This window comes from Staphylococcus sp. HMSC068G11, assembly GCF_001815825.1.
In the GTDB taxonomy this organism is placed as follows: domain Bacteria; phylum Bacillota; class Bacilli; order Staphylococcales; family Staphylococcaceae; genus Staphylococcus; species Staphylococcus epidermidis.
On sequence record NZ_KV822075.1, the window covers coordinates 51,391 to 76,377 of the forward strand.

At 30.8% G+C, this 24,987-nt stretch carries 21 protein-coding genes; 9 read left to right on the top strand and 12 right to left on the bottom strand.

The features are described 5' to 3' along the window. Positions 1-65: 65 nt before the first annotated feature. Positions 66-542 (top strand): thioesterase family protein, encoded by a 477-nt coding sequence (locus tag HMPREF3058_RS05255; RefSeq protein WP_002487582.1) that lies wholly within the window; start codon positions 66-68, stop codon positions 540-542. A gap of 2 nt (positions 543-544) precedes the next feature. Further along, positions 545-931 (top strand): hypothetical protein, encoded by a 387-nt coding sequence (locus HMPREF3058_RS05260; protein WP_002491122.1) that lies wholly within the window; start codon positions 545-547, stop codon positions 929-931. Between the two features lie 138 nt (positions 932-1,069). On the opposite strand, the gene HMPREF3058_RS05265 is transcribed toward HMPREF3058_RS05260, so the two are convergent. Continuing rightward, positions 1,070-1,969 (bottom strand): alpha/beta hydrolase, encoded by a 900-nt coding sequence (locus HMPREF3058_RS05265; protein ID WP_002487584.1) that lies wholly within the window; start codon positions 1,967-1,969, stop codon positions 1,070-1,072. A gap of 216 nt (positions 1,970-2,185) precedes the next feature. On the opposite strand from HMPREF3058_RS05265, the gene HMPREF3058_RS05270 reads away from it, so the two are divergent. Then, complete coding sequence (locus HMPREF3058_RS05270) at positions 2,186-2,818, top strand: hypothetical protein (protein WP_002491021.1); 633 nt, start codon at positions 2,186-2,188, stop codon at positions 2,816-2,818. Positions 2,819-2,997: 179 nt separating this feature from the next. Here HMPREF3058_RS05270 and HMPREF3058_RS05275 read toward each other — a convergent pair whose 3' ends face one another. Together HMPREF3058_RS05275 and HMPREF3058_RS05280 are read right to left on the bottom strand one after the other, a co-directional pair. Then, on the bottom strand, positions 2,998-4,974 hold the full coding sequence (locus tag HMPREF3058_RS05275; RefSeq protein WP_002491048.1) for a DHA2 family efflux MFS transporter permease subunit: 1,977 nt from the start codon (positions 4,972-4,974) through the stop codon (positions 2,998-3,000). A gap of 12 nt (positions 4,975-4,986) precedes the next feature. Beyond that, positions 4,987-5,634 carry an HlyD family secretion protein gene (locus HMPREF3058_RS05280; protein ID WP_002491062.1) on the bottom strand — a complete coding sequence of 216 codons (648 nt, stop codon included), beginning with the start codon at positions 5,632-5,634 and terminating at the stop codon, positions 4,987-4,989. 140 nt (positions 5,635-5,774) lie between these two features. Here HMPREF3058_RS05280 and HMPREF3058_RS05285 point away from each other — a divergent pair, with 140 nt between their 5' ends. Further along, the gene (locus tag HMPREF3058_RS05285; RefSeq protein ID WP_002491090.1) at positions 5,775-6,326 is read left to right on the top strand and encodes a TetR/AcrR family transcriptional regulator; all 552 of its coding nucleotides are present in this window, start codon (positions 5,775-5,777) and stop codon (positions 6,324-6,326) included. Between the two features lie 36 nt (positions 6,327-6,362). Here the strand turns inward: HMPREF3058_RS05285 and HMPREF3058_RS05290 are convergent, their stop codons facing one another. The 3 genes from HMPREF3058_RS05290 to HMPREF3058_RS05300 all read right to left on the bottom strand — a co-directional run bounded on the left by HMPREF3058_RS05290 (position 6,363) and on the right by HMPREF3058_RS05300 (position 9,754). Next, positions 6,363-7,574, bottom strand: coding sequence for a putative multidrug effflux MFS transporter TcaB (locus HMPREF3058_RS05290; RefSeq protein WP_032604292.1), 1,212 nt, complete (start codon positions 7,572-7,574; stop codon positions 6,363-6,365). Positions 7,575-7,630: 56 nt separating this feature from the next. After that, positions 7,631-9,019 (bottom strand): glycopeptide resistance protein TcaA, encoded by a 1,389-nt coding sequence (locus tag HMPREF3058_RS05295; RefSeq protein WP_002491081.1) that lies wholly within the window; start codon positions 9,017-9,019, stop codon positions 7,631-7,633. A gap of 279 nt (positions 9,020-9,298) precedes the next feature. Further along, a complete protein-coding gene (locus HMPREF3058_RS05300; RefSeq protein ID WP_070731186.1) occupies positions 9,299-9,754 on the bottom strand; it encodes a MarR family transcriptional regulator TcaR in 456 nt (151 codons plus the stop codon). A 187-nt stretch (positions 9,755-9,941) separates the two neighbouring features. On the opposite strand from HMPREF3058_RS05300, the gene HMPREF3058_RS05305 reads away from it, so the two are divergent. After that, positions 9,942-10,898: a YdcF family protein gene (locus HMPREF3058_RS05305; protein WP_002502164.1), complete on the top strand. Its 957-nt coding sequence runs from the start codon at positions 9,942-9,944 to the stop codon at positions 10,896-10,898. Positions 10,899-11,110: 212 nt separating this feature from the next. On the opposite strand, the gene HMPREF3058_RS05310 is transcribed toward HMPREF3058_RS05305, so the two are convergent. Continuing rightward, the gene (locus HMPREF3058_RS05310; RefSeq protein ID WP_002491013.1) at positions 11,111-11,779 is read right to left on the bottom strand and encodes an ABC transporter ATP-binding protein; all 669 of its coding nucleotides are present in this window, start codon (positions 11,777-11,779) and stop codon (positions 11,111-11,113) included. After that, the gene (locus HMPREF3058_RS05315) at positions 11,779-12,831 is read right to left on the bottom strand and encodes an ABC transporter permease (protein ID WP_002491094.1); all 1,053 of its coding nucleotides are present in this window, start codon (positions 12,829-12,831) and stop codon (positions 11,779-11,781) included. The genes HMPREF3058_RS05310 and HMPREF3058_RS05315 overlap by 1 nt, the downstream gene beginning before the upstream one ends. Before the next feature lie 131 nt (positions 12,832-12,962). Here HMPREF3058_RS05315 and HMPREF3058_RS05320 point away from each other — a divergent pair, with 131 nt between their 5' ends. Then, complete coding sequence (locus HMPREF3058_RS05320) at positions 12,963-13,637, top strand: response regulator transcription factor (RefSeq protein ID WP_002447223.1); 675 nt, start codon at positions 12,963-12,965, stop codon at positions 13,635-13,637. Then, the gene (locus tag HMPREF3058_RS05325) at positions 13,630-14,985 is read left to right on the top strand and encodes a HAMP domain-containing sensor histidine kinase (protein ID WP_002502165.1); all 1,356 of its coding nucleotides are present in this window, start codon (positions 13,630-13,632) and stop codon (positions 14,983-14,985) included. Before HMPREF3058_RS05320 ends, HMPREF3058_RS05325 begins: the two co-directional genes overlap by 8 nt. A gap of 88 nt (positions 14,986-15,073) precedes the next feature. Here the strand turns inward: HMPREF3058_RS05325 and mqo are convergent, their stop codons facing one another. Further along, a complete protein-coding gene (mqo, locus tag HMPREF3058_RS05330) occupies positions 15,074-16,552 on the bottom strand; it encodes a malate dehydrogenase (quinone) (protein WP_002491123.1) in 1,479 nt (492 codons plus the stop codon). Positions 16,553-16,883: 331 nt separating this feature from the next. Here mqo and HMPREF3058_RS05335 point away from each other — a divergent pair, with 331 nt between their 5' ends. Beyond that, a complete protein-coding gene (locus HMPREF3058_RS05335) occupies positions 16,884-18,029 on the top strand; it encodes a glycosyltransferase family 4 protein (RefSeq protein WP_002499314.1) in 1,146 nt (381 codons plus the stop codon). Between the two features lie 204 nt (positions 18,030-18,233). On the opposite strand, the gene HMPREF3058_RS05340 is transcribed toward HMPREF3058_RS05335, so the two are convergent. Then, entirely contained in the window at positions 18,234-19,835 is a 1,602-nt protein-coding gene (locus HMPREF3058_RS05340; RefSeq protein WP_002491044.1) for an L-lactate permease, read from the bottom strand. Between the two features lie 349 nt (positions 19,836-20,184). Here HMPREF3058_RS05340 and HMPREF3058_RS05345 point away from each other — a divergent pair, with 349 nt between their 5' ends. Next, on the top strand, positions 20,185-21,864 hold the full coding sequence (locus HMPREF3058_RS05345) for a CDP-glycerol glycerophosphotransferase family protein (RefSeq protein WP_002499315.1): 1,680 nt from the start codon (positions 20,185-20,187) through the stop codon (positions 21,862-21,864). A 131-nt stretch (positions 21,865-21,995) separates the two neighbouring features. Here HMPREF3058_RS05345 and HMPREF3058_RS05350 read toward each other — a convergent pair whose 3' ends face one another. Together HMPREF3058_RS05350 and HMPREF3058_RS11755 are read right to left on the bottom strand one after the other, a co-directional pair. Then, positions 21,996-22,643, bottom strand: coding sequence for a hypothetical protein (locus HMPREF3058_RS05350; RefSeq protein WP_002491067.1), 648 nt, complete (start codon positions 22,641-22,643; stop codon positions 21,996-21,998). Positions 22,644-22,771: 128 nt separating this feature from the next. Further along, positions 22,772-24,937, bottom strand: a complete 2,166-nt coding sequence (locus HMPREF3058_RS11755; protein ID WP_002491024.1) for a bifunctional glycosyltransferase/CDP-glycerol:glycerophosphate glycerophosphotransferase — start codon at positions 24,935-24,937, stop codon at positions 22,772-22,774. Positions 24,938-24,987: the final 50 nt, after the last annotated feature.

Consider the following 24,987-nt stretch of genomic DNA (forward strand, 5'->3'; position numbering starts at 1 on the left):
GAATTATGTTACATGTATGTGCTCTTTTCGGTTAGTATAGTGTTATAACTAAGGAGGTTAAATAAATGAACAAGACATTTACCGTAACCCGAACTGTGACAGAAGATGCTATAGATGATAATAATCATATGCATGACGCATATTATAATATTATTTTTAGCGAAGTCATTAATAAATTCAATGAGGTTCATGGTTTATCATTACCAGAGAGAGACCGTCTACAGTATACAGTTTTTACTGTTGAAACACATACTACTTTTTTACATGAATTAACACTTGGTCAAGAATTCAATATAGAGTTATTCCTTTATAATTACGATGACAAACGAACTCATTTCTTTCTGAGAATGTTAATTGATAATCAAGAAGTTGTTGCAACCAATGAGGTTATGATGTTAGGAATAGATAGGACACAACGTCGTGTTGCACCATTTCCAAAACATTATCTGAATGCTATACAAGATTATGCTCATAAGCAAGAAAAAATTGAATGGCCACCACAATTAGGCCACTCAATTGGAATACCATATAAAGGAGAATAATAATGTCTATAAGAGAAAAATTAGTAATAGAGCTCATGAATTTAAAAGACACTGTAAAATACGAATTGTCAGAATTAAATGAACAACAATATTTGTTTATGAACGGCCCAGCACCTCAATTGATGAAGCGTGCTATGAAAATGAGCTATATTCTAGGCCAAAAAGAAGCAATTGATTACCTTTTATTACTCATCGACACTAGCCATGAGAATGTCTTACTAGATCACTGTCATGACTATCAAAAACAAATTCAAAGTAAACAATTCTCTTTACAAGAAGATATTATTCACCAAATAAATCAGTCAAAGGACTTCGAATCATTTCTATCAACTTACTATGTAAATAAAGGCAAATATGATATCATCAGCAAAATACAAACTTTCCTTTAATAAATACTATTGTTTAAACAAAATGATTATCTCATTCATCACTAGTTGATAAGCATAGCATTGGTAATTGACTTCATCCTTCCTTTTAGAACAACATTCATATCACTTTTAAAATTCAGTTAGCAATCTATTCAATTCCTACTCTAAAATTGATTTAGTGATGTGTTTTAACACCTTGTGGGATTGGCGTATGGGATAGATAGGAAAATCATGCACCATTTTAGGATACTCTTTAAACTCAACATCGTTCCCACATTCCTCTAGAGCATGAGTAAATGCATGCATGTCTGGGCTTAATATTTCTCTGCCACCTCCATACATATATATAGGTGGCAACCCTTTTAGAGTACCATACAATGGTGATATACGCGCGTCTGATAAAGGTAAATCATTTGCCCAAGATTTCATGAGTTGATGAACACCAAATCGACTAACTAAGATATCATTTTCTTCCAACGTTTGCGTAATATTAGGATTAGTTAAAGTGGCATCTAAAAGTGGTGAAAGTAAAAATAACTTTCTAGGCACTTCTTGATTATCATTGATAAGTGATTGAACAAAACTTAATGCTAGTCCCCCACCAGAACCATCCCCCATCATAACAATGTTGTCCGCACCAACTTCTTCAACTAATTGATTATAAACGTCACGAATCGCTTTGAACGTTTCTAAGTAGTGATAATCCGGTGACTTGGGATAGATAGGTAAAACGACCTCATGCAATGTATTTAAAGTTAGTTTATCCAAAAGTCTCCAATGAAATGGAGAAGGTTGCAAAGTATTATATCCACCATGCAGATAGAGTATCTTTTGATTCTTCTCATGTCTAAAATTAAATCTAAACACTTGCATATCATTAAGAGTAAGTTTATCTAAATTTGACTTTACATTAAGTGTCGCAGGTTGCTGATGTTTTTTACTATTTTCGATACTTCTCTTTTCTAAAAATTTTTTAACTTCATCATGACTACTAAAAAGTATCGATCTATTGTGAAGAATGTATTTATTAACCACGCGATTCATCATTCTATTTTTCATTAATCAATCTACCTACCTCTATTAAAATTTTAAATTTAAGAAATAATTTGTTTAAATATCTATATACCTTTGCAAAAAAAAGATATAATGATAAGTATGTCATTTTAAAGAAACATTTTTTAATCAATACTAAGGATACTAGATTAAACCCAATTATAACAGACATAAAATCAAAAAGATAAACTTAGTAAATTTGCATATAAAGGAGGCATTTAAATGTCTAAAACATTACAAAACCAAAGACAATTCAACTCTCAATTTGAACATCAAGAGATCCATCGTGGAAAAAGATATGGTAAAAAGAAACGTTCATGGGTAAGTCTCATTATTCAAGTTTTCGTTTTAGTATTAACTGCTATTACTGGCTATAGCATGCTTAAACAACCTATATTTAAAATTTCATTTGTAAATGAAACTATAAATTTTCATCAATTAAGAAATTTTCAAGATACCGTTACGCAAATCGGCAATTTAAATTTAGGTAATATTGATCAATTACAACAGTCTGTCGATAATCTCATCATTATATTTAATATTTTCTTTGTCCTATGTCTTATTAGTTTGTTTGTAACCGTAATTACAATTATTTTTAATCGCACAGCACTTAAAGTAGTCAATATATTACTTTTAGCTATTATGCTAGTCATTACATTGTATTTCAGTTATATCATACATACAATTGCTCAGAAAATTTCCGAATCTCTAAAACAATATTATTTAACAGTATCACCAGAACAAGTATTAACTGAAGCAGATGCGATTCACAATGCACTGATACTCATTGGATGTAGTATTGCGTTATTGATTGTAAGTTTGTTTTTCCGTAATCGTTTACCACGTATTAAATAAAGATGATTTTAATGTTCTTTTAATACGAGAATCATCTCTTTTGTTTATGATTCCGGGACATAAAGTTTCTGGATAAGTGAAAAAGACAAATTCTATTGAAATAATATAGAATTTGTTTTTTTATAAAAATAACCACCTAGACGCTCTTAACGTCGTAGGTGGTTATTTACATCTCTTAATTATTTATCTTGTTGCGAAGGATAATCTTCAGCATTTGCTTTTTCAGCTGATAATTGAGCCTTTTTCTTGCCCTGTAAGAACAAGCTTAATATCAGTGCAATCGCACTAATAATTGTAGCAACAATAAATGCATCATTTACACCTTCTACAGATGCAAGTTTATTGACATGTTCGAGTAATACTTTCATTGCTGCTGACTCACCACCATACTGTTGGGCAAGTTCACGCATATGGTCTTGAATGACGGGATTCGTTTTATCTAACTCTTCACTAAAAGCAGAAAGATGATTTGTTTGTTGTGTCGTCATAACCGTAACCAAAATAGCTGTACCAATTGAACCAGCTAATTGTCTCATTGTATTAACAAACGCATTACCATGAGAAATTAAGCGTGGTGGTAAAGCATTCATACCTGCTGTCATAATAGGCATCATTATAAACGCCATACCAAATGAACGCACAATATATATCCACATAATATGAAGATATGTTGTATCCATGTTTAATTTACTTAATTCCCATGTCGCATACGTCATAATGCCAATACCAAATATTGCTAATGGTTTAATACCGATTGTATCTAACAATTTACCTGCCACCGGACCTAATGCTCCCATGACTAATGCACCTGGCAATAGTAATAATCCAGAGTCTAATGCTGAAAAACCTCTAAGATTTTGTAAATATAATGGAAGTAAAATCATTCCTCCGTATAAACTCATCATCACAATCATATTGATAATAGTTGTAAGTGTATAAGTTGGATATTTTAATACTTCCAAGTTCAACATTGGCGCTTTCATTCTTAGTTCTCTTAAAATAAAGAAGATAATGAAAACCGTACCAACAATAAACATTGTTACAATCTCGGTTGATCCCCATCCTTTATTACCGGCTTCTGAGAAACCATATAATAAAGAACCAAATCCAATCGTACTATAAATAATTCCAGGGATATCTGCTTTCGGATTTGTCGTACTTTGATACAACTTAAACCAAAATAGACCAATTACGATAGCAATAATACCTATAAAGAACATGCCGTAAAACATCACATTCCAATGATAATTTTGCACAATATAACCTGAAAGTGTTGGACCGATTGCAGGTGCTAATATCATTGCAATGCCCATTGTCCCCATTGCCACACCGCGTTTTTCAGGTGGGAAAATGGTAACAATAACGTTAGAACCTAACGGCATCAATATACCTGCGCCTATGGCTTGTAATATACGTCCACTCATCATAATTGGGAAATTAAATGAGATTGCACAAACTAAGGAACCTAACGTAAATAGTGCTAAACCTATAATAAACAATTTTCTATAAGAATATTTATTAAATAAAAAGGCACTAATAGGTATTAATATACCGTTCACTAACATAAAACCAGTCATTAACCATTGACCAGTTGAGGCAGAAATATTAAACTCTGTATTTATTTTAGGCAATGCCACATTTAATAGAGTTTGGTTTAGAATCGCGATAAACATACCAAATAACATTGCCGCTAAAATTTTACCTCTTGTTATACCTTTACCAAAAATAAAGTTAGACTCTTGATTTTTAATTCTCTCATTCACTCTACCTTCAGTAGAATTTGGATCGATAGGGTTCAACACATCGTTTGATGCGTCATCTTCCTCTTGGTTCTTATGACTTAATGCGTTTCTATCCTCTTTACTTTCTGTATTGATAGATTGAGATGCATTATCTATTTCTGAGTCAAAGTGATTTTTTCGTTTTTCATCTTCAATATCATTTGATTGCGTTGAATCAGTATTTGACTTAGTTGTTTGTTCTAAATCGCTTGCTTTAAATTTAGATTGATTGCTTTCTCTCTTAGAATCTATTGTCGAACGTTGTTCCACTCTTCTGTCTTTATTTTTTCTTTTACGCTTAATTAAAAAGAAATTAATAAGACCAATGAGTATGAGCGCTACTACAATATATATAATAATGAAGGTCGCTGTCATAAAATGACCCCCTTAATTTTTATGAATTTTAACTTCAGCGTTCATACCTGGGACAACATTTTTAGATGGATTAGAATCTAAAGAGATTTTTACGGGTACTACCTGAGAAACTTTCGTATAGTTACCGTCGCTATTTGATGAAGGCATCAATGAAAAGCTAGCTGCAGTCGCTTGGCCTACTTCTTCAACCTTACCTTTGATTGATGCTTTTTGACCGTCGATATCTACATCAACATCGTTGCCTTTTTCCACGTCAGAAATATCTTTTTCATCTACATTAGCTGTTATATATAGATCATCTAAATTATATGCATATGCAATTGGGTTCCCTGCTTGAGTCATAGAACCTTCGATACCATCTGTTTTAACAATCGTACCTTTTTGTGGCATTTTGATGTTCATATCTTTTGATTGCCCATCTTGGCCTTGTGCTAAAACTTCTGCTACTTTATCATCTTTATCAAGTTTGTCTCCTTGCTTAACATTAAGAGATTTAATTTGTCCAGATGCAGGACTTGAGATTTTTATTTGATCTCCATCAACTTTTGCATTGTCAGTTGTCACATAACTTGTTGTGTTATGCCAGAACCAAAAGCCTAACACACCAATAACAACTAGGACAATGATAGTAATCACATTGATTAATATCATTTTTTTCATGAATATACCCTCCTATTTGCTTTTAAAATTCACTTTATCTATTATAGAGATGTGTAAATAAAAAATACACCAACATTTTTAATAATTGTGTTGGTTTAGAGTTTATTTATTTAAATTTTCTTTTTGATTTAGGTGAATATATGAAACAACGTGCGAAATATAAAATAATAAAAAGTTTAATCGAACTTTTAGAATACTATCCTTTTGATGAAATAACCATTAAAATGATATGTGCTTATAGTGGCGTGAATCGCTCTACTTTTTATGATCATTTTCAAGATAAATATCAATTACTAGATAAGATTCAAAATTATCATTTAAACAAATATATGTCATTACTACAATCCTTCTATAACGATTTTCATCATATCAAAACAGATCAAAAAAAATTATATAAATTTTTCTTATTGATAGCCAAATATATTAAACGTAAAGAAGCGTTCTACAGAGCAACGCTTGTAACATATCCTAATAAAGATATTGCATTAGATTACATTAACGCCACTAAAACATGTTATGAAAAAGTCATGGATAGATATGAAACCTCAATAAATAATAAACGTATGTTTATCATTTATTCAGTTGGTGGTCAAGCAGGTGTATTTATCGATTGGTTACGTAATGGATGCCTCGAATCTCCTCAAGAGGTTGCTCAAGTTCTTTTCGCAAATACAATTAAATTACAACGATAAAAAAGCTAAAACTCATTGAAAAATCACTCAATTTTATCAATGAATTTTAGCTTTTTTAAATATCTTCACATTAATCAACTGTAAAATCATAAGAATTATTGCTGTAATAACGATAACGATTATATAAGGTATCGCATTACTCTCTCCCTTAATACCAACAAGTGGAGAGATGATGCCACCAAGTAAAGTTTGGAACAATCCCAACAAACTTGAAGAACTACCTTTGGCCCCTTTACTCTCATCCATTGCTATCGAAAATCCTAACGTTGCAATCCCTGTAACTGGTGCCACTAAAACCACAAAGCCACAAGAAAGTATCCAAAAAGTCCAATGGTTGAGTAACGTTAGTGATACGATTATAACACCAATAACTTGTATAGTAGACATGATTCTTAGCAACAGTAATCTATCTATATAGTCAACAAGTTTTCCGGTTAATTGGCTTGAAATAATGAGTGTAACGCCTATAAAAGCAAACATAATACTGAAGTTTAATGGCGTTAAACCATAAATTGTTTGAACTATAAAAGGCGATGCAGAAATATAAGTAAATAGCAATACAAATGACACCCCTTGTATCAACATGGGTAATACAAAGCGGGGTGTTTTAAAAAGTTCTTTGAAATTGATTAGCATTGTACCTATGTTACTATTTACTCTTAGGCTCTTTTCAAGCGACTCAGGAACTTTAAATAAAGTCCCTATTAACATGACAATCCCAAACATTGTTAGTATTACAAATACAATTCGCCATGGCCCATAATTTAAAATGATACCGCCAAGCGCAGGTGCGATAATTGGTGCAATACCATTGACGAGCATTAATAATGATAAAAATTTAGTTAGCGCATTCCCTGAGTACATATCACTAGCAATGGCTCTTGAGATGACTGCACCTGCACCACCAGTTAATCCTTGAATAAATCGTAAAATAATCATAATCCATATATTTGTGACGAATATAATACCTAAACTTGCAATAGTAAAAATAATCAGTGAGAAAATTAATGGTTTTTTTCTGCCAGTAATATCAGATATGGGTCCAGCCAAAAAATTTCCTAACGCCAATCCAATCATGAAAAAGGAGATAGTAAGCTGAGTTGTAGATGCAGAAATATCAAAATCATGACTAATATTAGGTAGTCCAGGTAAAAACATATCAATAGCCAATGGTCCAAATGCTGTTAATGAACCTAATATAACAATAAAAAGAAATGATTGATTTTCTGACTGATACACCCTTTTCAAGCTTCCTCCCCCTTTAACAAAAATATTTTGAATGTTTGATAAAATCCATTTTGTTTTTATAATTCTTTAACCAACTGCATATTACTATCATCATTATCTATTTCTAATTCATAGTCTTTATTTATATAATTCCCAATATAATCAATATGTTGAATAGTTGTTCTTACTGTATGTCCGCTTCGATGAACACTTAACACTTGTGGAGATATCATAGTCACGTTCGTTCGATTTTGGAAATTACTTTTCATTGATGTGTATATAGACGAATTCTTTTTAAAATAACTCGATATAAAGTTAAAATCATTCATATTAAATGCTGAATTCATAGCCGTTGCATAACCAGTAAAAAATTCAGTTAATTTATTTTTCAAACTATTTTCTTCTTTTTCTTTCTTCTCAACATAGCTATTTATTTTATCACTATCAAATTCCAATGTAACTTTCGTATTATCTTTCAAATCGTCTGCACTAATTGTTTTCGTCTCAGAACTAAACGTCTTACCTTTTGCCTTACCAGTTGCAGAAATCGTTATATCTTTTGTTTTTGGATAAGGACCAAATTCTTTAGAATGAGAGTAAGTGAATGTACGATCATTGATTTGAACTTTTTCTGATTTATCACTTAATTTACTCGCACCCTTAAATTTGATATTGATAAATGCTTGATCGTAATCTTCAGCTACATCTACGGTTTCAGAATGGCTTTCTCTAAAGTCAAAATTTAAATGCCCATTAAATGTACCGTTTTCTGTAATTTTCTTAGCTGGTAAATGATATGTACCAGGAATAAATTCACCCAAAGGTGTATTTTTATTTGCTTCAGCAATGACAGTTTTCTTTTTACTACTTGTTCTAAATTCATATTTAGTTTCTACTTTAGGTTTAATAATTGGCTTTTTAGTCGGAGCTGTGAAACTCATATTATCAAAAATTAAATACTTTGTACCATTTTTACTTATCTTAAGTACATCTTGTCCACTTTTCGTTTGTATATAAGATGCCACGCTTGAATTACTTTTATTCAATTTATCTACAGTATTATTGATATCTCGAATATACTTCTTGATACCTACTTCTTTTTTTACATAATTAATATATTGTTGCGCTTCAACATCGTCTACTTTTTTATTTTTAGTACTCAATAATGTAGCAACTTTTTGTGCATCATTATTATCTACTGCATTAACTAATATCTTAGCTTGTGCATTAGGCGAATTATAATTTCTTAAAAGGAAAAATAACACGATAATAAGTATTAAGATAAATACACTAATACCTATCGGAACAATTTTACGAAGACGTATATTGGTAGAATTCTCATTACTCGATTGAGATGATTGGTCTTTAATCTTTCTTTTTTTCTTCTTAGTTAATAGTTGCCCACAGTTTGGACATTGCGATGTATCATCTTTCACTTGATGACCACAATTTGGGCATTGACTCATTTTATCACCTCTACTCATCTCACTACATTATGATTATATTTACATTTCATAAGCACATTACCTACTCGATATATTTTACATTTAGCAATGATAAAATACAATTTCCATTACATGTAGTTTTCATTGTAATTCCATTAAAAGAAAGTTACAGACTTATCTAAATTATATAAATAAACGCTAGTCAAAAACATACAGATTTAGTCTCATTTTCTTATTTCCCCACTCATATTATTATATTCCTATTCGTCTCTAACTGTATAGGCTCTTTCACTGATTCTATCAAAGTTTAGAAGTATAAGATTGTATACGATAGTCGATAATTTCTAAAACCTGTCTAACTTTTTCAATTTCCTTACTGTCAAAGTCACTCGTCATATCACTAGCAATATGGCTCATAATCGCTTTTCTCTCTTTAATATATTTCTTTCCTTTATTAGATAATTTAATTATTTTAAGACGTTGGTCAGTATTGGAATGTGGTTTTTCTAATTTAACTAATTCAGCATTGAGCAATTTTTTGACTCTTCGACTAACAGCAGCTTTATTAACACTTTGTTTCTCTGTAATTTGCCCCACAGTTAACGCCTCTATACTTAGCATATTTAACACATGAGATTGCTCAGCTGATATGCCATACTCAGTTTGCAAGTCTTTAAGTAACTTTGCTGTTAATGTATTAACATCATTAATAAATTTTTCTAAAAATGAGATGTGATCTTCTATTCTTCTTACCATTTTTATCTCCTAATTAATCTAAACGATTTATATAAAAAAATTATGTTTAATCCTTTTAAATCATAGCAATAATACCTTAAAATTTAAACTATAAATATGTATTAAAGTTGCCATATTCATAAACATTGCTAATTATAATTTCATAAGCTAAATTTATAAGTAATATAACTACTGAGGTATCAAAACAATGTTACTTTTTTTATGTTTTCTAATCAAATTATTACTTATTGTTTCATTATATACGAAACAATCGTTTACTCTTAATTTATTTAGTTTTATCTTATATACCATCATTGGTTTTGTTATGATGACTTATCATATGGTAACTGTATCAATACCATATGAAATGTTTATCATTGTAATTGTAGCAATGATACTGTTATTGATTAAATATCGTTATATTTTCAAGTTGCAAACAGGTCGTTTTTTTATTTTACAACTTAGTCACCATTTTTATACTATGGGGCTATTTGCTGTGAGTTGTTTATATATAAGTACTATTCCCCTAATTATCATTAATAGCTTAGCTTTATGGGCCGTTACCATTGCATTTAGTACAATTTATTCATTTATTGGATACCTATCTTGGTCTACAGCTTTTGAAAATCATCAATATTATAAACACGTAAAGTTAATTATGGTGCTTGGAGCTGGAATTTTCTCTGAAGAAGTGACTACGCTTCTTGCTGCAAGACTTGATAAAGCTTTATCCGTTTATCATTCACAACGGACTAAACCTATCATCATTGTAAGTGGTGGCCAAGGTCCTGACGAACCAATTTCAGAAGCACTTGCGATGAAAAGATACCTTATAGCTCACAACGTTCCGGAAAATCATATATTTATGGAGAATCAATCCACGAATACACGAACCAATTTCTTATACTCTAAATCTATCATTCATTCGATGATGCCTACTTCAAGTCAGATGTTGTGTGTAACAAGTCAATTTCATGTTTTAAGAGCGCTTAAATTTGCTAAAAAAGCTCATCTTTCTTTCGATGGCATTGGAAGTCGTACACCATACCACTTTTTGGCACAATCTATGATTATAGACTTTTTGGGTTTAATGTATCAATATAAAACAATACTTACTATTTATTTCGCTATGTTGTTTTGGCTTGCAATACTACAAGCCATATAAATCCCTCTTAGCAAAATTGAATATATTTAAAGAAGCTTGCGACACAAACATGTCGCAAGCTTCTTTAATTTATAGTAAGATATACAACAATTCCACAGTTGGGGGTGGGGACCCAACACAAAGAATTTCAGTACGAAATTCCTCGGACAAGGCAAGTTGGGGTTCTAGAGTGAAGTATTATTTATTCTATCTATTCTATCCTACTTCCCCTTTTAACTGTTTTTTATCTTACCATCGTACAATTCTATAATACGATCAGCGTATTTGAACAAGCTTTCATCATGAGTAATCATGATACCTATCATTTGATTATCTTTTATTTGTTTTCTGATCATTTCAACAACCTCTTGAGCACGACTAGCATCAAGACTTGCTGTTGGTTCATCTGCTAAAACAATTTTCGGATGATTCATAAGTGCTCTCATAATCGCTACACGTTGTTGTTGTCCACCTGAAAGCATATGTGGGTAGCTATTTAGTTGCTCTTCTAATCCAATTTTTGTTAATAATTCTTTAGCTCTTGCTTGGGCTTCTTTGCTAGACATTCCAGCTTCTTTACCTACTAATGTAAGTTGGTCTAAAACTTTTAAGTATGGAACTAAATGAGAGTCTTGGAAGATAAAACCAATATCATTTAGTCTTAAATGCGCTTTATTAGTGTGTCGTTCAAATAAGGATTTCCCTTCGTATACTACATCACCTGATGTTTGAGATAGCAAACCACCTAAAATAGTCAATAACGTTGTTTTTCCTGAACCTGAAGCGCCATTTAAAATGATGAATTCTCCATCTTTCACTTCAAAATTAATATCTTTTAACACTTCTGTTTTTGAGCTTTTTTCACCAAATGTTTTACTTATGTCTTTAACAACTAGACCCATTATTGGCCACCTCCAATAGCTTCAATAGGATCAATTTTAATTAACTTAATAAATGATAATGATGTACCGATTAATCCAACTATCATAAATACGACAAGAACAATGATAATATTGTGCATGTCAATATGGAATGGCATTGAAACTGGCAATATTTTACTTATTAGCAAAATAACTACTTCTGCTATAGCTACACCTATAAACGTAATCATTGAAATTTGTAAAATCAATGATGTCAATAAATGCTTTGTAGTTATACCAATTGCTTTTAAAATACCAATTTCAGATGTTTTTTGTATTGTCATTACATAAAAGAATGCGCTTAACACAATTGCCGTAATAACGTATAAACTGATAATCATCATATTCAATGGTGTTTGCTCTGCTTTATAACTTGCGATATTACTTGTTATATCGTCTGTAGTAGCTGTTTGAACGCCTTTGATGTGATTTATTTTATTTTTATCCGATTTAGATAATTGGTTCGTAACATAAAATGTTGCGACATTACTACTTTGTTCTATTTTAGATTGGTCCATCATAACAATGTTACTATGAGAATACATCGTGTTTTTTAATATACCTACAACTTTATAAGTTGTATCGTCACCTTTGACTTTAACTTTATCGTCTAAATAAAGACCTTCTGCAGTTAGTTTTTCATTTATTGCTATCTGATTTTCATTTTTAGGATAATGACCAGATTTCAAATTTGGCTGATGATTTTTCACGCTATTTATAGCCATCACGTTTTCTTCGTTTCCATTGATTTTGAAAGTTTTATCTGCCATTTTAAAAGGTTTTTCATCAATAATTTTTGAAATATTGTCTTGTTTACTTTGTGATAGAATAGATTTTTCTAATTGTGGTTCTTTCATTTTTTGAACAACAAATTGATTACCTTTAATTTGATCAAATATTGATATATTTTCTCGTGCTAGGCCTTGAGCAAGTCCACTGATAAATAAAACCATAATCGCCATTAGAAAAATAATGAACATGATTAATATAAATCTGAACTTATAAAATTTAATCTCTTTCCAAGCTAGATTCATTGATATCCTCTCCCGTTTCTTTATATGTTAAGTTTAAGAAGAAAATATGAACTCAATATGAACAAGTATGATTTTGTTCATAATTTTCTTTATCGTAGTATAATTATTAAAAAGTATAGGAGCGTAAACATATGATTAATTGCTTAATCGTAGACGATGATGAAAAGTTATTGCAATATGTTTCAAGTCATTTAGAAAGAGAAAGTATTCAAACACATACTTTCACAAGTGGAGAAGCATCACTAGATTTTCTTGAAAATAAAAATGTTGATATTGCGATAGTAGATATTATGATGAGTGGAATGGATGGTTTTGAGCTTTGTCAGACTTTGAAAGATGATTATCATATTCCTGTCATAATGTTGACAGCTAGAGATGCATTAAGTGATAAAGAACGTGCATTTCTAAGTGGCACTGACGATTATGTCACTAAACCTTTTGAGGTTAAAGAATTATTATTTAGAATTAAAGCTGTCTTAAGACGATATCAAATTAATGCTGATAACGAGTTACAACTTGGCAACTTAATATTAAATCAGTCTTATATGGAAATTACCGTGGGTTCAAAAACGATGAATCTTCCAAACAAAGAATTTCAGTTGTTATTTTTATTAGCCTCTAATCCTAAACATATTTTCACTCGAGATGATATTATTGAAAAAATTTGGGGCTTCGATTATGAAGGAGATGATCGTACTGTTGATGTTCATATTAAAAGATTACGTCAACGTTTATCTAAATTGAAATCATCAGTATCTATTCAAACTGTAAGAGGTCAAGGATATAGGGTGGACCAAAATGTTTAAAACATTATATTCGAGAATTGCTATATATGCAATTACAGTCATTTTGTTTAGTGCATTAATGAGTTTTCTTTTTACGAATATTTATTATCACTTTCATTTGAAAGCTTCTAATGATGCAAAAATTATGCGCACACTTAAAGAAGCTCGTGAATATGAAAGAACACAAAAACCTAAACCTTTAGATACGTATTTGAAACATTTAGGTCAAATGAATTATCAAATTATGACTGTCAACGAACATGGAACCAAACATTTTTATGGGGAAACTTTTCGTAAAAATACTATAAGTCAGTCTGCAATCAAAAAAGTGCTCAACGGTGAAGATTATCACGGTATTAAAAATAAACCTTATGCATTTTTTGTAACAGGGTTCTTCGATAATGAAACGGATAATACAGTAGGTATTCAATTTAAAACAGATGATGGGGCATTAGCAGTTTTTATGCGTCCAGATATCGGGGAAACTTTTAGCGAATTTAGAATTTTCTTAGCTGTATTGATAACACTTTTACTTATTATTTCAATTTCACTAGTCATTGCATCAACATATTCTATTATTAAACCAGTGACCGCATTAAAAAATGCAACAACTCGAATTATGAAAGGTGATTTCAGTACGCCTATCAAACAAACACGTCATGATGAAATTGGAACGCTGCAATCACGTTTCAATACAATGCGTCAAAATTTAGGACAAGTAGATCAAATGAGACAACATTTTGTCCAAAATGTATCTCATGAAATTAAAACACCGCTTACACATTTACAACGATTGCTTACACAACTTGAATTGACGCAAAATGAAGAAGAGAAACAACTATATATCAATGAAATGTTTGAAATCACTATTCAAGTAAGTGAACTAACTAAGGAATTGCTACTTTTATCTGAATTAGATAATGCTTCCCACCTTACTTTTAACGATAATGTCCATTTAAATACTTTAATAAAGGATATTATTAGACATGAACAATTTCGAACTGATGAAAAAGATTTAGTTTTGTTTACTGAATTAGAAGATTTGTATTTCCGAGGAAATGAAAGACTATTACATCAAGCTTTCAATAACCTCATCATTAATGCAATGAAATATGCTCCTCAAAATAGCATGATTAATATCACTCTAACTAGTACAAATCACTTGATTATATTTAATATTGAAAATGATGGATCGATTGCAGAAGAAGATGCGAAACATATCTTCGATCGTTTTTATAAATTGAGTGACGAATCTAGTAGTAATGGTCTAGGTCTTGCCATTACCCAATCAATTATTCATCTTCATCATGGTAACATTACGCTCACTTCAGATGATAAAACACAATTTATTGTAAAACTATTTATTTAGTATGTATTCTTTAAACTATACGCCATATATAAAACCACCATTAAATGATAACTTATTTTTAATCATTTAATGGTGTTTTTTTTAAATACTACTTTACATTCAAGTATTTTTTTACTTCTTCGTTTATTGAATGATATATATCTTCATGATCTGACAATTTTAAACCAAATGATGGGACCATTTCTTTAATTTTTGGTTCCCATGACTTAAACTCTGATTTGTAACAACGTTGCAAGACATCAAACATGATATCAACAGCAGTCGAAGCACCAGGTGAAGCACCTAATAATGCTGCAAGTGAACCATCTTCTGATGTTATCACTTCCGTACCAAATTGTAATTGACCTTTAGACTTATCTGTATCTTTAATTACTTGAACACGTTGACCTGCAGTAATTACTTCCCAATCTTCATCTTTCGCTTCTGGTAAGAATACACGCAAATCATTGATCCGTTCTTCATTTGAAAGCATTAATTGAGAAACTAAATACTTCGTCAAATTAAATTCTTTTACGCCAGCACTTAACATTGTGATCATATTATTGGGTTTTACAGATTTAACTAGATCTAAATATGAACCGTTTTTCAAAAATTTCGGCGAAAACCCTGCAAAAGGTCCAAATAGTAATGATTTTTCACCGTTAACAAATCGTGTATCTAAATGTGGAACTGACATTGGAGGTGCACCTACCTCGGCTTTACCGTAGACTTTTGCATGATGTCTATGTATGACATCTGGATTTTTACATCGTAAGAATAAGCCACTTACCGGGAAACCACCAATGTGTTTAGATTCCTTAATCTTTGTTTTTTGTAATAAAGGTAAACTTGCACCACCAGCTCCGATAAAGACGAACTTAGATTCATAATTCATTACATTTGATGTATTTAAATCTTTAACCACAACTTGCCAGTTACCATTATTTAATTTTTTTATATCTAAAACTTCATGTTTATAATTAATGCCAACATTTTTTTGTTGTAAATTAGCTATTAACTTTTTAGTCAAAGCACCAAAGTTAACATCTGTACCTGTCTCGTCATACGTGATGGCAATTGCTTCATCTGATTTGCGTCCTTCCATCATTAAAGGAACCCATGAATTAATTTTTTCTGGATCTTGAGATATTTTCATTTTTTCAAATAATACATTTTTCTGCAAACTCGCCACTCGACTTTTTAAAAATTTAACATTTTCTTCCCCTTTGACAAAGCTCATATGTGGCACTGATTGAATAAATTTATCTGGACTTTCAATATGACCTTCACGTATTAAATATGCCCAAAACTGTTTAGATAATTGAAATTGCTCATTGATGTGAATTGCTTTAGTAATATCTACTGAACCATCTTGACCTTCTTTCGTATAGTTCAATTCACACAATGCAGAATGACCTGTTCCAGCATTATTCCAAACATTTGAACTTTCTTCTCCAGGTTGACTCAATCTTTCGAACAATAGTATATCTTTTTCTGGTGTTAATTCTTTTAGTAAAGTTCCTAATGTTGCGCTCATAATTCCGCCACCTATTAAGATGACATCTGTTTTGCTATGTTGAGTATTCATAACAAACACAGTCCCCCTTTTTTAATAAATAAATGGAACGATTGACACTCATAGATGTCGATGTCTTTAATAAAATTAAAGCGCTTTCTCTTTATTGCAAAAAAATCTAAGCGTCTTTTAAGGAAGTGCTCATTTCTTCCTTATCATAACCATTAATTAAACTAATTTAATTATATATATAAATTGTGTTACACAAAAGAATAAAAGTCAACATTATGAGAATAGCTTCATTACATAATTCAAATTACAATTGTTTACATGTTACCCCATATATACGAACTAATGTTATAATAACTTAAATATCATAGAAAACAATGAGGTGTTTAACGCAATGAAGTCGTTCACATTTTTTATGCATAATATTTATGCAATGGGCGGAACGGTAAAGTCGGTGACACAACTTGCAAATACACTGGCAGAAAAAGGACATCCTGTAACAATTATTTCAGTTTTTAGAGGCGCAGACTCTCCATATTTTGAATTACATTCCGCAATAAAAGTTAAAGTCTTAGTGGATTATCGCTTAAAGCTTAAAAATACTAGAGCTATTACGGCAAATCGTATCAAAAAATATACCCCCTTTTTAAATACAAAAGTGATTTCTCAATTTGAGCCAGGTAAAAGTCAGTTTTCGAGTTATGTAGAGAAAAAAATGATTAAAGCAATCAAGCATATTAAAACTGATGTACTCGTTGGAACAAGAGCTAGCTTTAATATTCTCATTTCTAAATATGCTAAAGCTGAAATAGTGACCATCGCAATGGAACATATGAATTTTGATGCTCACCCTGATCAGTATCAAAAGGAAATTATTGCTGCGTACCGTAATATCAATAAGATTACAACGTTAACAGTCTCAGATCAGCAAAAATATCAATCACAACTTAAAACTCCTGTATATGTTATACCTAATATGGTTACTGAAAAAAGAATTGCTGCTCCAAAGAAAAATCGTATTATTAGCGCCGGACGTTTAGAATATGAAAAAGGGTATGATTTATTATTAGAGAGTATTCGTTTAATACAAGAAGACTTGCGTCAATTGAATTATGACGTTCACATCTATGGTTCTGGTAGTAAGAAAACATTACTTGTTGACTTTATTAATCAATATCATTTAAATGATTTGATTAAAATCTATGAGCCAACGCAAGAATTAAATAATAAACTTGCACAAAGTAAAATCGTTGTTGTACCTTCACGCAATGAAGGTTTCGGAATGATTATTTTAGAGGCAATGGTGCAAGATAATATAGTAATAAGTTTTGAAGGCAATGTAGGGCCAGATTCAATCATTAACAACGGAAATAATGGTTATTTAGTAAATTATGAAAATGTGTCTGAACTTGCAAAACGTATAGATTTAACAACCCAACATTATAATGAGTTAGATCACATCATTGAAAATAGTAAAGATACTTTGAAACAATTTAGTCAGGAACATATATATCAATTATTTATGTCTATGTTTAAATAAAAATAGGAGTGAGACTTAGTTCATTTAAAACGAACTGTCTCACTCCTATTTTTCAAATGAGAATTTATATAACAATTGTACCATTTTAAAAGGTTACCTAAAATCTCGACATCCAAAAGCAAGATATTGAAAGCCCGAAATGAATGACTTTATAGCTTCATTTCAGGCTTAATATATGAAAAATACATTTCAATAAATTTTGATTTACAGAATGAATGACAAGATAAATGTCCAGATACAGATAAATACAAGTAATCCAATACTATAACGTAATGTCATTTTAAGTAGTTCAGATTCTTTACCTACTTCTTTAACAGCTGCTGTTGCAATGGCAATAGATTGTGGAGAAATAAGTTTCGCCGCAACCCCACCTGCTGTATTTGAAGCTACAAGTAGTGAACCACTTGTACCAATTTGTTGTGCTACAGAAGCTTGAATTGGCGCGAATAAAGAGTTGTTATTAACAACCGAACCAGTCATAAATACGCCGATCCAACCAAGGATTGGTGATAATATTGGGAATACGCTTCCTGCTTTTGAGATGCCTTGTCCCATAGCATTACTTAAACCACCATATGTTGTGATTTTTGAAATTGCTAAGATGAAACAAATTGTTATGATTGGTAACCATAATTCTTTAAATGCTTCAACAAATAAACGACCAGCATCACCAAAGTTAACTTTTTTAGCCATTAAAACAGTAATAATAATTGTAATTAAGATTGCTGTACCTGTTTGACCAATTAAGTTTAATGATAAAGTAATTGGTTTGTGTGAAATATTACTGAATGTACCAGGTAAGTCAAAGTTTGCAACTAAAGCAGATAATTTACCTTTTGGTGCAAATAATGCTTTAAATGAAGGTGCACTCCAAATCATAACAATGACAGTTAAGATAATGAATGGACTCCAAGCAAATAAGACTTCTTTACCTTTAAGTTTTTTCGGTGCTTCTGGTTTAACATCTTTTTGAATTCTAAAGATATTCTTAGGTTGGAATTTCTTAGAGAATAAAGCTAATGCTAACATAGAAGCAAGTGATGGAATGATATCAGCTAATTCTGGACCATTAAACACTGTAAGTAATCCTTGTAAAACTGTATAAGTGACAGAAACAACAAGAATTGAAGGTAAAGTTTCTTTAATTCCTTTGAAACCATCTACGATAAAGATAAGTAAGAAAGGAATAAAGAAGTTAATAATTGCTAAAGTTAATGTTGATGTTTGTGAAACTCCCATCGCTTCTACATGACCAGGTAAGTTAAGTGTATCTACAACACCTACTGGAATACCAATTGCACCGAATGCACCAGATGCAGCGTTAGCTACTAAACATAACATAGCAGCTTGTAATGGTCTGAAGCCAAGTTGCGCTAATAATAGTGCACAAATTGCAATTGGAACACCAAATCCTGCAGCGCCTTCTAAGAATGCATTAAATGAAAAACCAATTAAAAGTAGCTGAATTCGTTGGTCTTGTGAAATACTTGTAATACTATCTTGAATAGTTGCGAATTGCCCCGATTTCAAAGTAATCTTATATAATAATACTGCCATAATAACAATATATCCGATTGGGAAGATACCTTGGAAGAAACCTTCAACAACTGCTCCAGAGGCAATTCCTACTGGTAATTTAAAGAATGGAATTGCAATTAATAATGTAACCACAAGGGTTGTGATAGCAGCATAAATTCCTTTCATTTTAAATACTGTAAGACACAGTAAAAATAAAATGATAGGGATTGCCGCAATTAAAGATGATAATAATAAATTACCAAATGGATTAAAAGATTCTACTAACATATTGAACTCTCCTCATTAAATCTTTAGTCATGAAGACTAGGTAGACGCATACTGTCCCCTTATTAATATGTGATAAATACCTATTAAATCAGTACGATCCCCACAAGCATATCGTGACCATTTTCACAAGAAAAATATAACATTTTCTTATATAATTTACAATGGTGTGACATGAATGTAAAGGGGTGTTAACAATTACTAAACCTTAATATTTATAGTAGTTAAGCGCTTTAATTTCACAGGTTAAAAACATATATATTTATTTTTATGTTATGTTTACATGAATTATATTATGCGCCATGATAAAATAAAAGCTAACAAATATCGTTAAGAGATTGAAGGAAGATTTATGATAAAGCAAATAAATATTTCAAATATGGACAAATTAAAAGAGCAAATGGAACGTGCACTTAGCGACGGCTATACGCATGTCATCCCCTATTCAAATGAAATTCATATTCATCAGTCCATGATCAAAGCCATCACTTTACCTAAGACTTCATTTATAGTTGACTATACAATTAACAATTATTATTTAAACGATTGTAAATACTTCGGGCTGGACTTTGTTGATTTTGAGGACTGGGTTAAAAATATTAATTTATATCCAAATGTTATTTATGAAATTAATTCAACATTAGAACTTATTGATAAATTTGAAGTTGAAAATATCTTTGATTTAGCATTATTAACAATTCTAAAAGGGAATATCGCAGTTGAAGGTCATGTCGTATTAGACTTTAAAGGACCATTAAAAACGAGCAAGGGATTTTGGCGCTCATTTGATCGTAATGATTTAACTTATAGAGATAAATTCTTCTTAAACACCATCGCTTATGCACATAAACAAAGAATCCCATTTACGCGTGTACCATTTAATGATCACGATAGTATTAGATATTATGATTCAGTACTACTTAGTACTAAATTTAAAGCTCCAAGATGGTTAGTAACTCCTATTAAGAATTATTCAGTTAGAAAACACAAAGAGATTAGCTATATTTATAAAAAGGATTCATCAAAACTTAAGAACCACGTCGTTTTTCTAGGATTTGATTTTGGGTATCGAGGAAACTCTAAGTATTTATTTAATTACTTTGTTAAACACAATCCTATGATAGAGTCTTACTTTATAACAGATGAGAGAACAGGACCACATTTTATTTCAACTAACGATGAAAATGTGAAGAATTTAATTGAAACAGCTACTTTTGTCATTACGGAAAGCTATATTCCTGACGATATTCACCCTAATGGTAAAATCATTCAATTATGGCATGGGACACCTATTAAAAAACTATTTTTAGATAGTAAAGAGCCACATCAAAATTTAAATATATATAACTACCGAGCTCGAAAATATAATAAATGGACACAACAAGATTATTTAATTGTAGATTCAGAAAAATCACAAACATACTTTGAATCAGCGTTTCCTAGTCAAAAAATTGATATATTACCTGTAGGATATCCTAGAAATAATTATTTATTAAATCGTATCAATGATGTAGGTTTACATAAACGTATATTTAGCGAGATAAATATAGATCCTACTAAGCGAGTATTATTATATGCTCCAACATGGAAAACAAATTCATCTGATGACGATATGTTTCCTATTAATGAACAGTTATTAAAACATTATAATGTGATCTATAAAGGACACGTCGAGAGTCAAAATGACTTGGTTCCTGAAGGCGTAATTATTCCGCCTAATAATATTGAAACACAAGACTTAATTATTATTTCAGATGTTGTTTTAACAGACTACTCATCAATTATTTTTGATGCTTTAACCGTAGATAAAAAAGGTTGCTTATACACACCCAATCACTCTCAATATGTTGAAGAACGTGGCGTCTATCAAGACGTAATAGACACCTTAAAACCTGTTTGGTATACCGATGCTGAACTATTAATGAATGATTTAATTACTGATAGCATTCCACAATTAAACAATAAATATACAAATAAAAATAATCAGTCTTTTGAATATATTAGTAAACTTATTTCAAATCAATTGAAATAAGTGCTTCATCTTATTGATGATTTTCAATATAGAAGCGAGCAAAGTCTTTATGCAATACAGAAATGATTTTGCTCGCTTTTTATTGTTATCTTACTGTGACTCATTCGTGTTGAAATTCACTATACTTACAACTACGGTTGGAAGTTAGGATCTACAACAGTAGGTTGACCTTGTCGATTAAGCGTTACAATTGAGTAAGTATTACTTTTTGATGGATCTTTAAAGCTAAACACATATCTAAATCCATCTTCTGTTTGTTCTATTGAATAATCATTATATGATTTATTTTCGCTTCCATACATATTAGCTTCATTTTTGGCAATGGAAAGTGCAGTTTCAAAATTTGGTAAATGCTGTAAAGCTTGACTGCGGTCGCCCTCAAATGGAGAAAGATATCGAGCAACACGTGTCGCATTTTCACTTTGGTATGGTGCTACATATTTATTCTGATTATCTTGTACTGATTGCTGTTGTTTATTTTGATTATCCGATGAATTTCCGTTTGAATTTGTTGTTGGTCTTTCGCTTGTTCGTTGCTCTCCAACATTTGGATTTTGATTACTTGTTCGTTCTTTATTATTGTTATTTTCCTGATTGTCTTGCTTATTATTTGTATCATTACGTTTCGAATCTTTTTTTGCGTCATATTGAGATGATGATTTATCCTTTTGTTCTGTTTTAGAACTATCGTCTTTATGACTTGATTCATCATTTCCTCCATTGGAACAACCTACTAACATTAATGATAAAATCGTTGCACTTGCTAATACTTTTTTCATTTGAAACCGCCTCCTACTTTGTCTCTTTATCATGTTGAATTGAATTTCAATTAAAATATTAAAAAGGGCATAATATTAATTGCTCATTAATATTATACCCTATAATTATTAATTAAGTATGAAATTTATCATTGTTCCTTGATATCCTTATGAATTAAATCCCCAATATATTGAGACGCCTTACCATTATCTACAGAGCAAAATCTATCATAAAATGCATCTATTTTTTCTTGGTATTGCTGTTGCACTTTATCTAAATTCTTTAGTTCTTTAGCTAGGCCATATGGTTCTGTATAAATTGGTCCTGGTAAATCTTCCATATAATTCATATAGAATCCTCGTAATCCCTTATCATATTTGTCTATATCATATGCAAAGAAAAATTGAGGGCGTTTTAAAATACCATAATCAAACATTACTGATGAATAGTCTGTAATTAAACAATCACTTATTAAGAATAATTCAGAGACGTCATTATAGTTTGAAACATCAATTGCAAAGTTTTCATAACCAGATAAATCAAGTGCGTTAGATATGAGATAATGCATGCGTAATAAAATTACATAATCATCTCCGAGTTCTTTATAAAGGTTGTCTAAATCAATTTTTAATTCAAACAAATATTTTCCTTTACTCACAAATTCATCGTCTCTCCAAGTCGGAGCATACATAATAACCTTTTTATCACTAGGTAAATTTAAGTGAGTTCTAATTTCATTTAGATACTCTTGATCATTGGCTCTATTCACTAATACATCATTTCTAGGATAACCTATCTCTAATATTCTCTCTTCATCCATCCAAAAAGCACTTCTAAATATTTCAGTTGAATATCTATTTGGCGAAATTAAATAATCCCAACGTGATGTTTCACGATTAAAATTACGCTTATACTTTGGAGTCGTAGTGCCCGGCATACGAACCACTTTCATATCATTCGCTAACCGTTTTAATGGTGTACCGTGCCAAGTTTGAATGTACGTTTGATTTTCTTTTTTATTTAAATAAAGTGGTGTGCGGGCATTTGATACCCAATGACTTGCTTCCGAGTAAGCTTGATAATACTCTGCTGAATTACGCTTAACCTTTTCAGCACTACCCGGTACGACATTTTTATCAGGATTCTTAAATGACCATATATAGCGATAATTAGGATAATACTTTTGCATATATTCATAAATATACTTTGGACTATCACTGTAATTCTTACCACCGAACGATTCAAAGACAATCGTTTTCGGTTTAACATTATCTTCTTTATCTGTTAAGTCATACAATGAACGTTCTTTATTTTTTCTTCTTAAAACAATATTTTTAACATGTCGCAACGTTTTTCTAAATTGATTAACTTTAAAAGCTTTATCAGTTTCATTATTCATTAACAAAATTGTTTCAATTTTATTTATTAGCTTTTGATTTTTAACTAAATGGACATGTAAAAATTTCGATAATTCAACAAGCGTATCCTTATGTGTTTGATAGCGTTCATTAATATCATATCGAGTTGGTTCAAATTCATTAGCGATTTTATTTCCCATTTTAGTGACAATAAATTCTCGAACTTTTGGGTTTGTTGCTCGTTTAATGGCATCATAAAAGCTGTTGACGTAATCTTTAAATAAAATATCAAAATTTTGTTCACTTAAAGTAAGTGTTTCAAATGGATCATAGACTTCCCCACGGAAATAAAATGGGAAGTTAAAAATACGAACAAACTTATTTACATACTTCATATATTCAAGAACAAATGACCAATCCACATATGTATTTAAATTTTCATTAAATCGAATATGGTGCGCTTTGACAATAGCTGTTCTAAAAATAATATTACAAGCTGACTGTTTTCTTAAAAATGAATTAATATTCCCTTTGGCATTAAAATATTCAACCCTTACTCGATCTAAATCGACAAATTGCGGACGTTGTGTAGTAAAAGAATGTATTGGAGCAATTAAACCATCAGTATCATTAAACTTTTCTAAGTAAAACGTGATTGCATAAGAAGCTAATTCATCATCTGCATCTAAAAACATAAAGTAAGGTGTTTCCACTTCTTCTAATGCAATATTACGCGCATGTGCATGACCACTATTTTCATCTAAATCGATAAATCGAATGTTTTTATCATTGTCTTTAATAGCTTCATCCATTAATTTTTTACTTTGGTCTGTCGACCCATCATTCACAATAATCAAATTAAAATCTTGTGTACGTTGTTGCTTAATACTCTCTAAGCAACCTGTGATGTATTCCTCCGCATTATAATACGTGACAATAATTGTCAGTTTATTCATACTATACGTCCTTTCTCTCTATATTAAATCGACAACATCTTATAAAATTT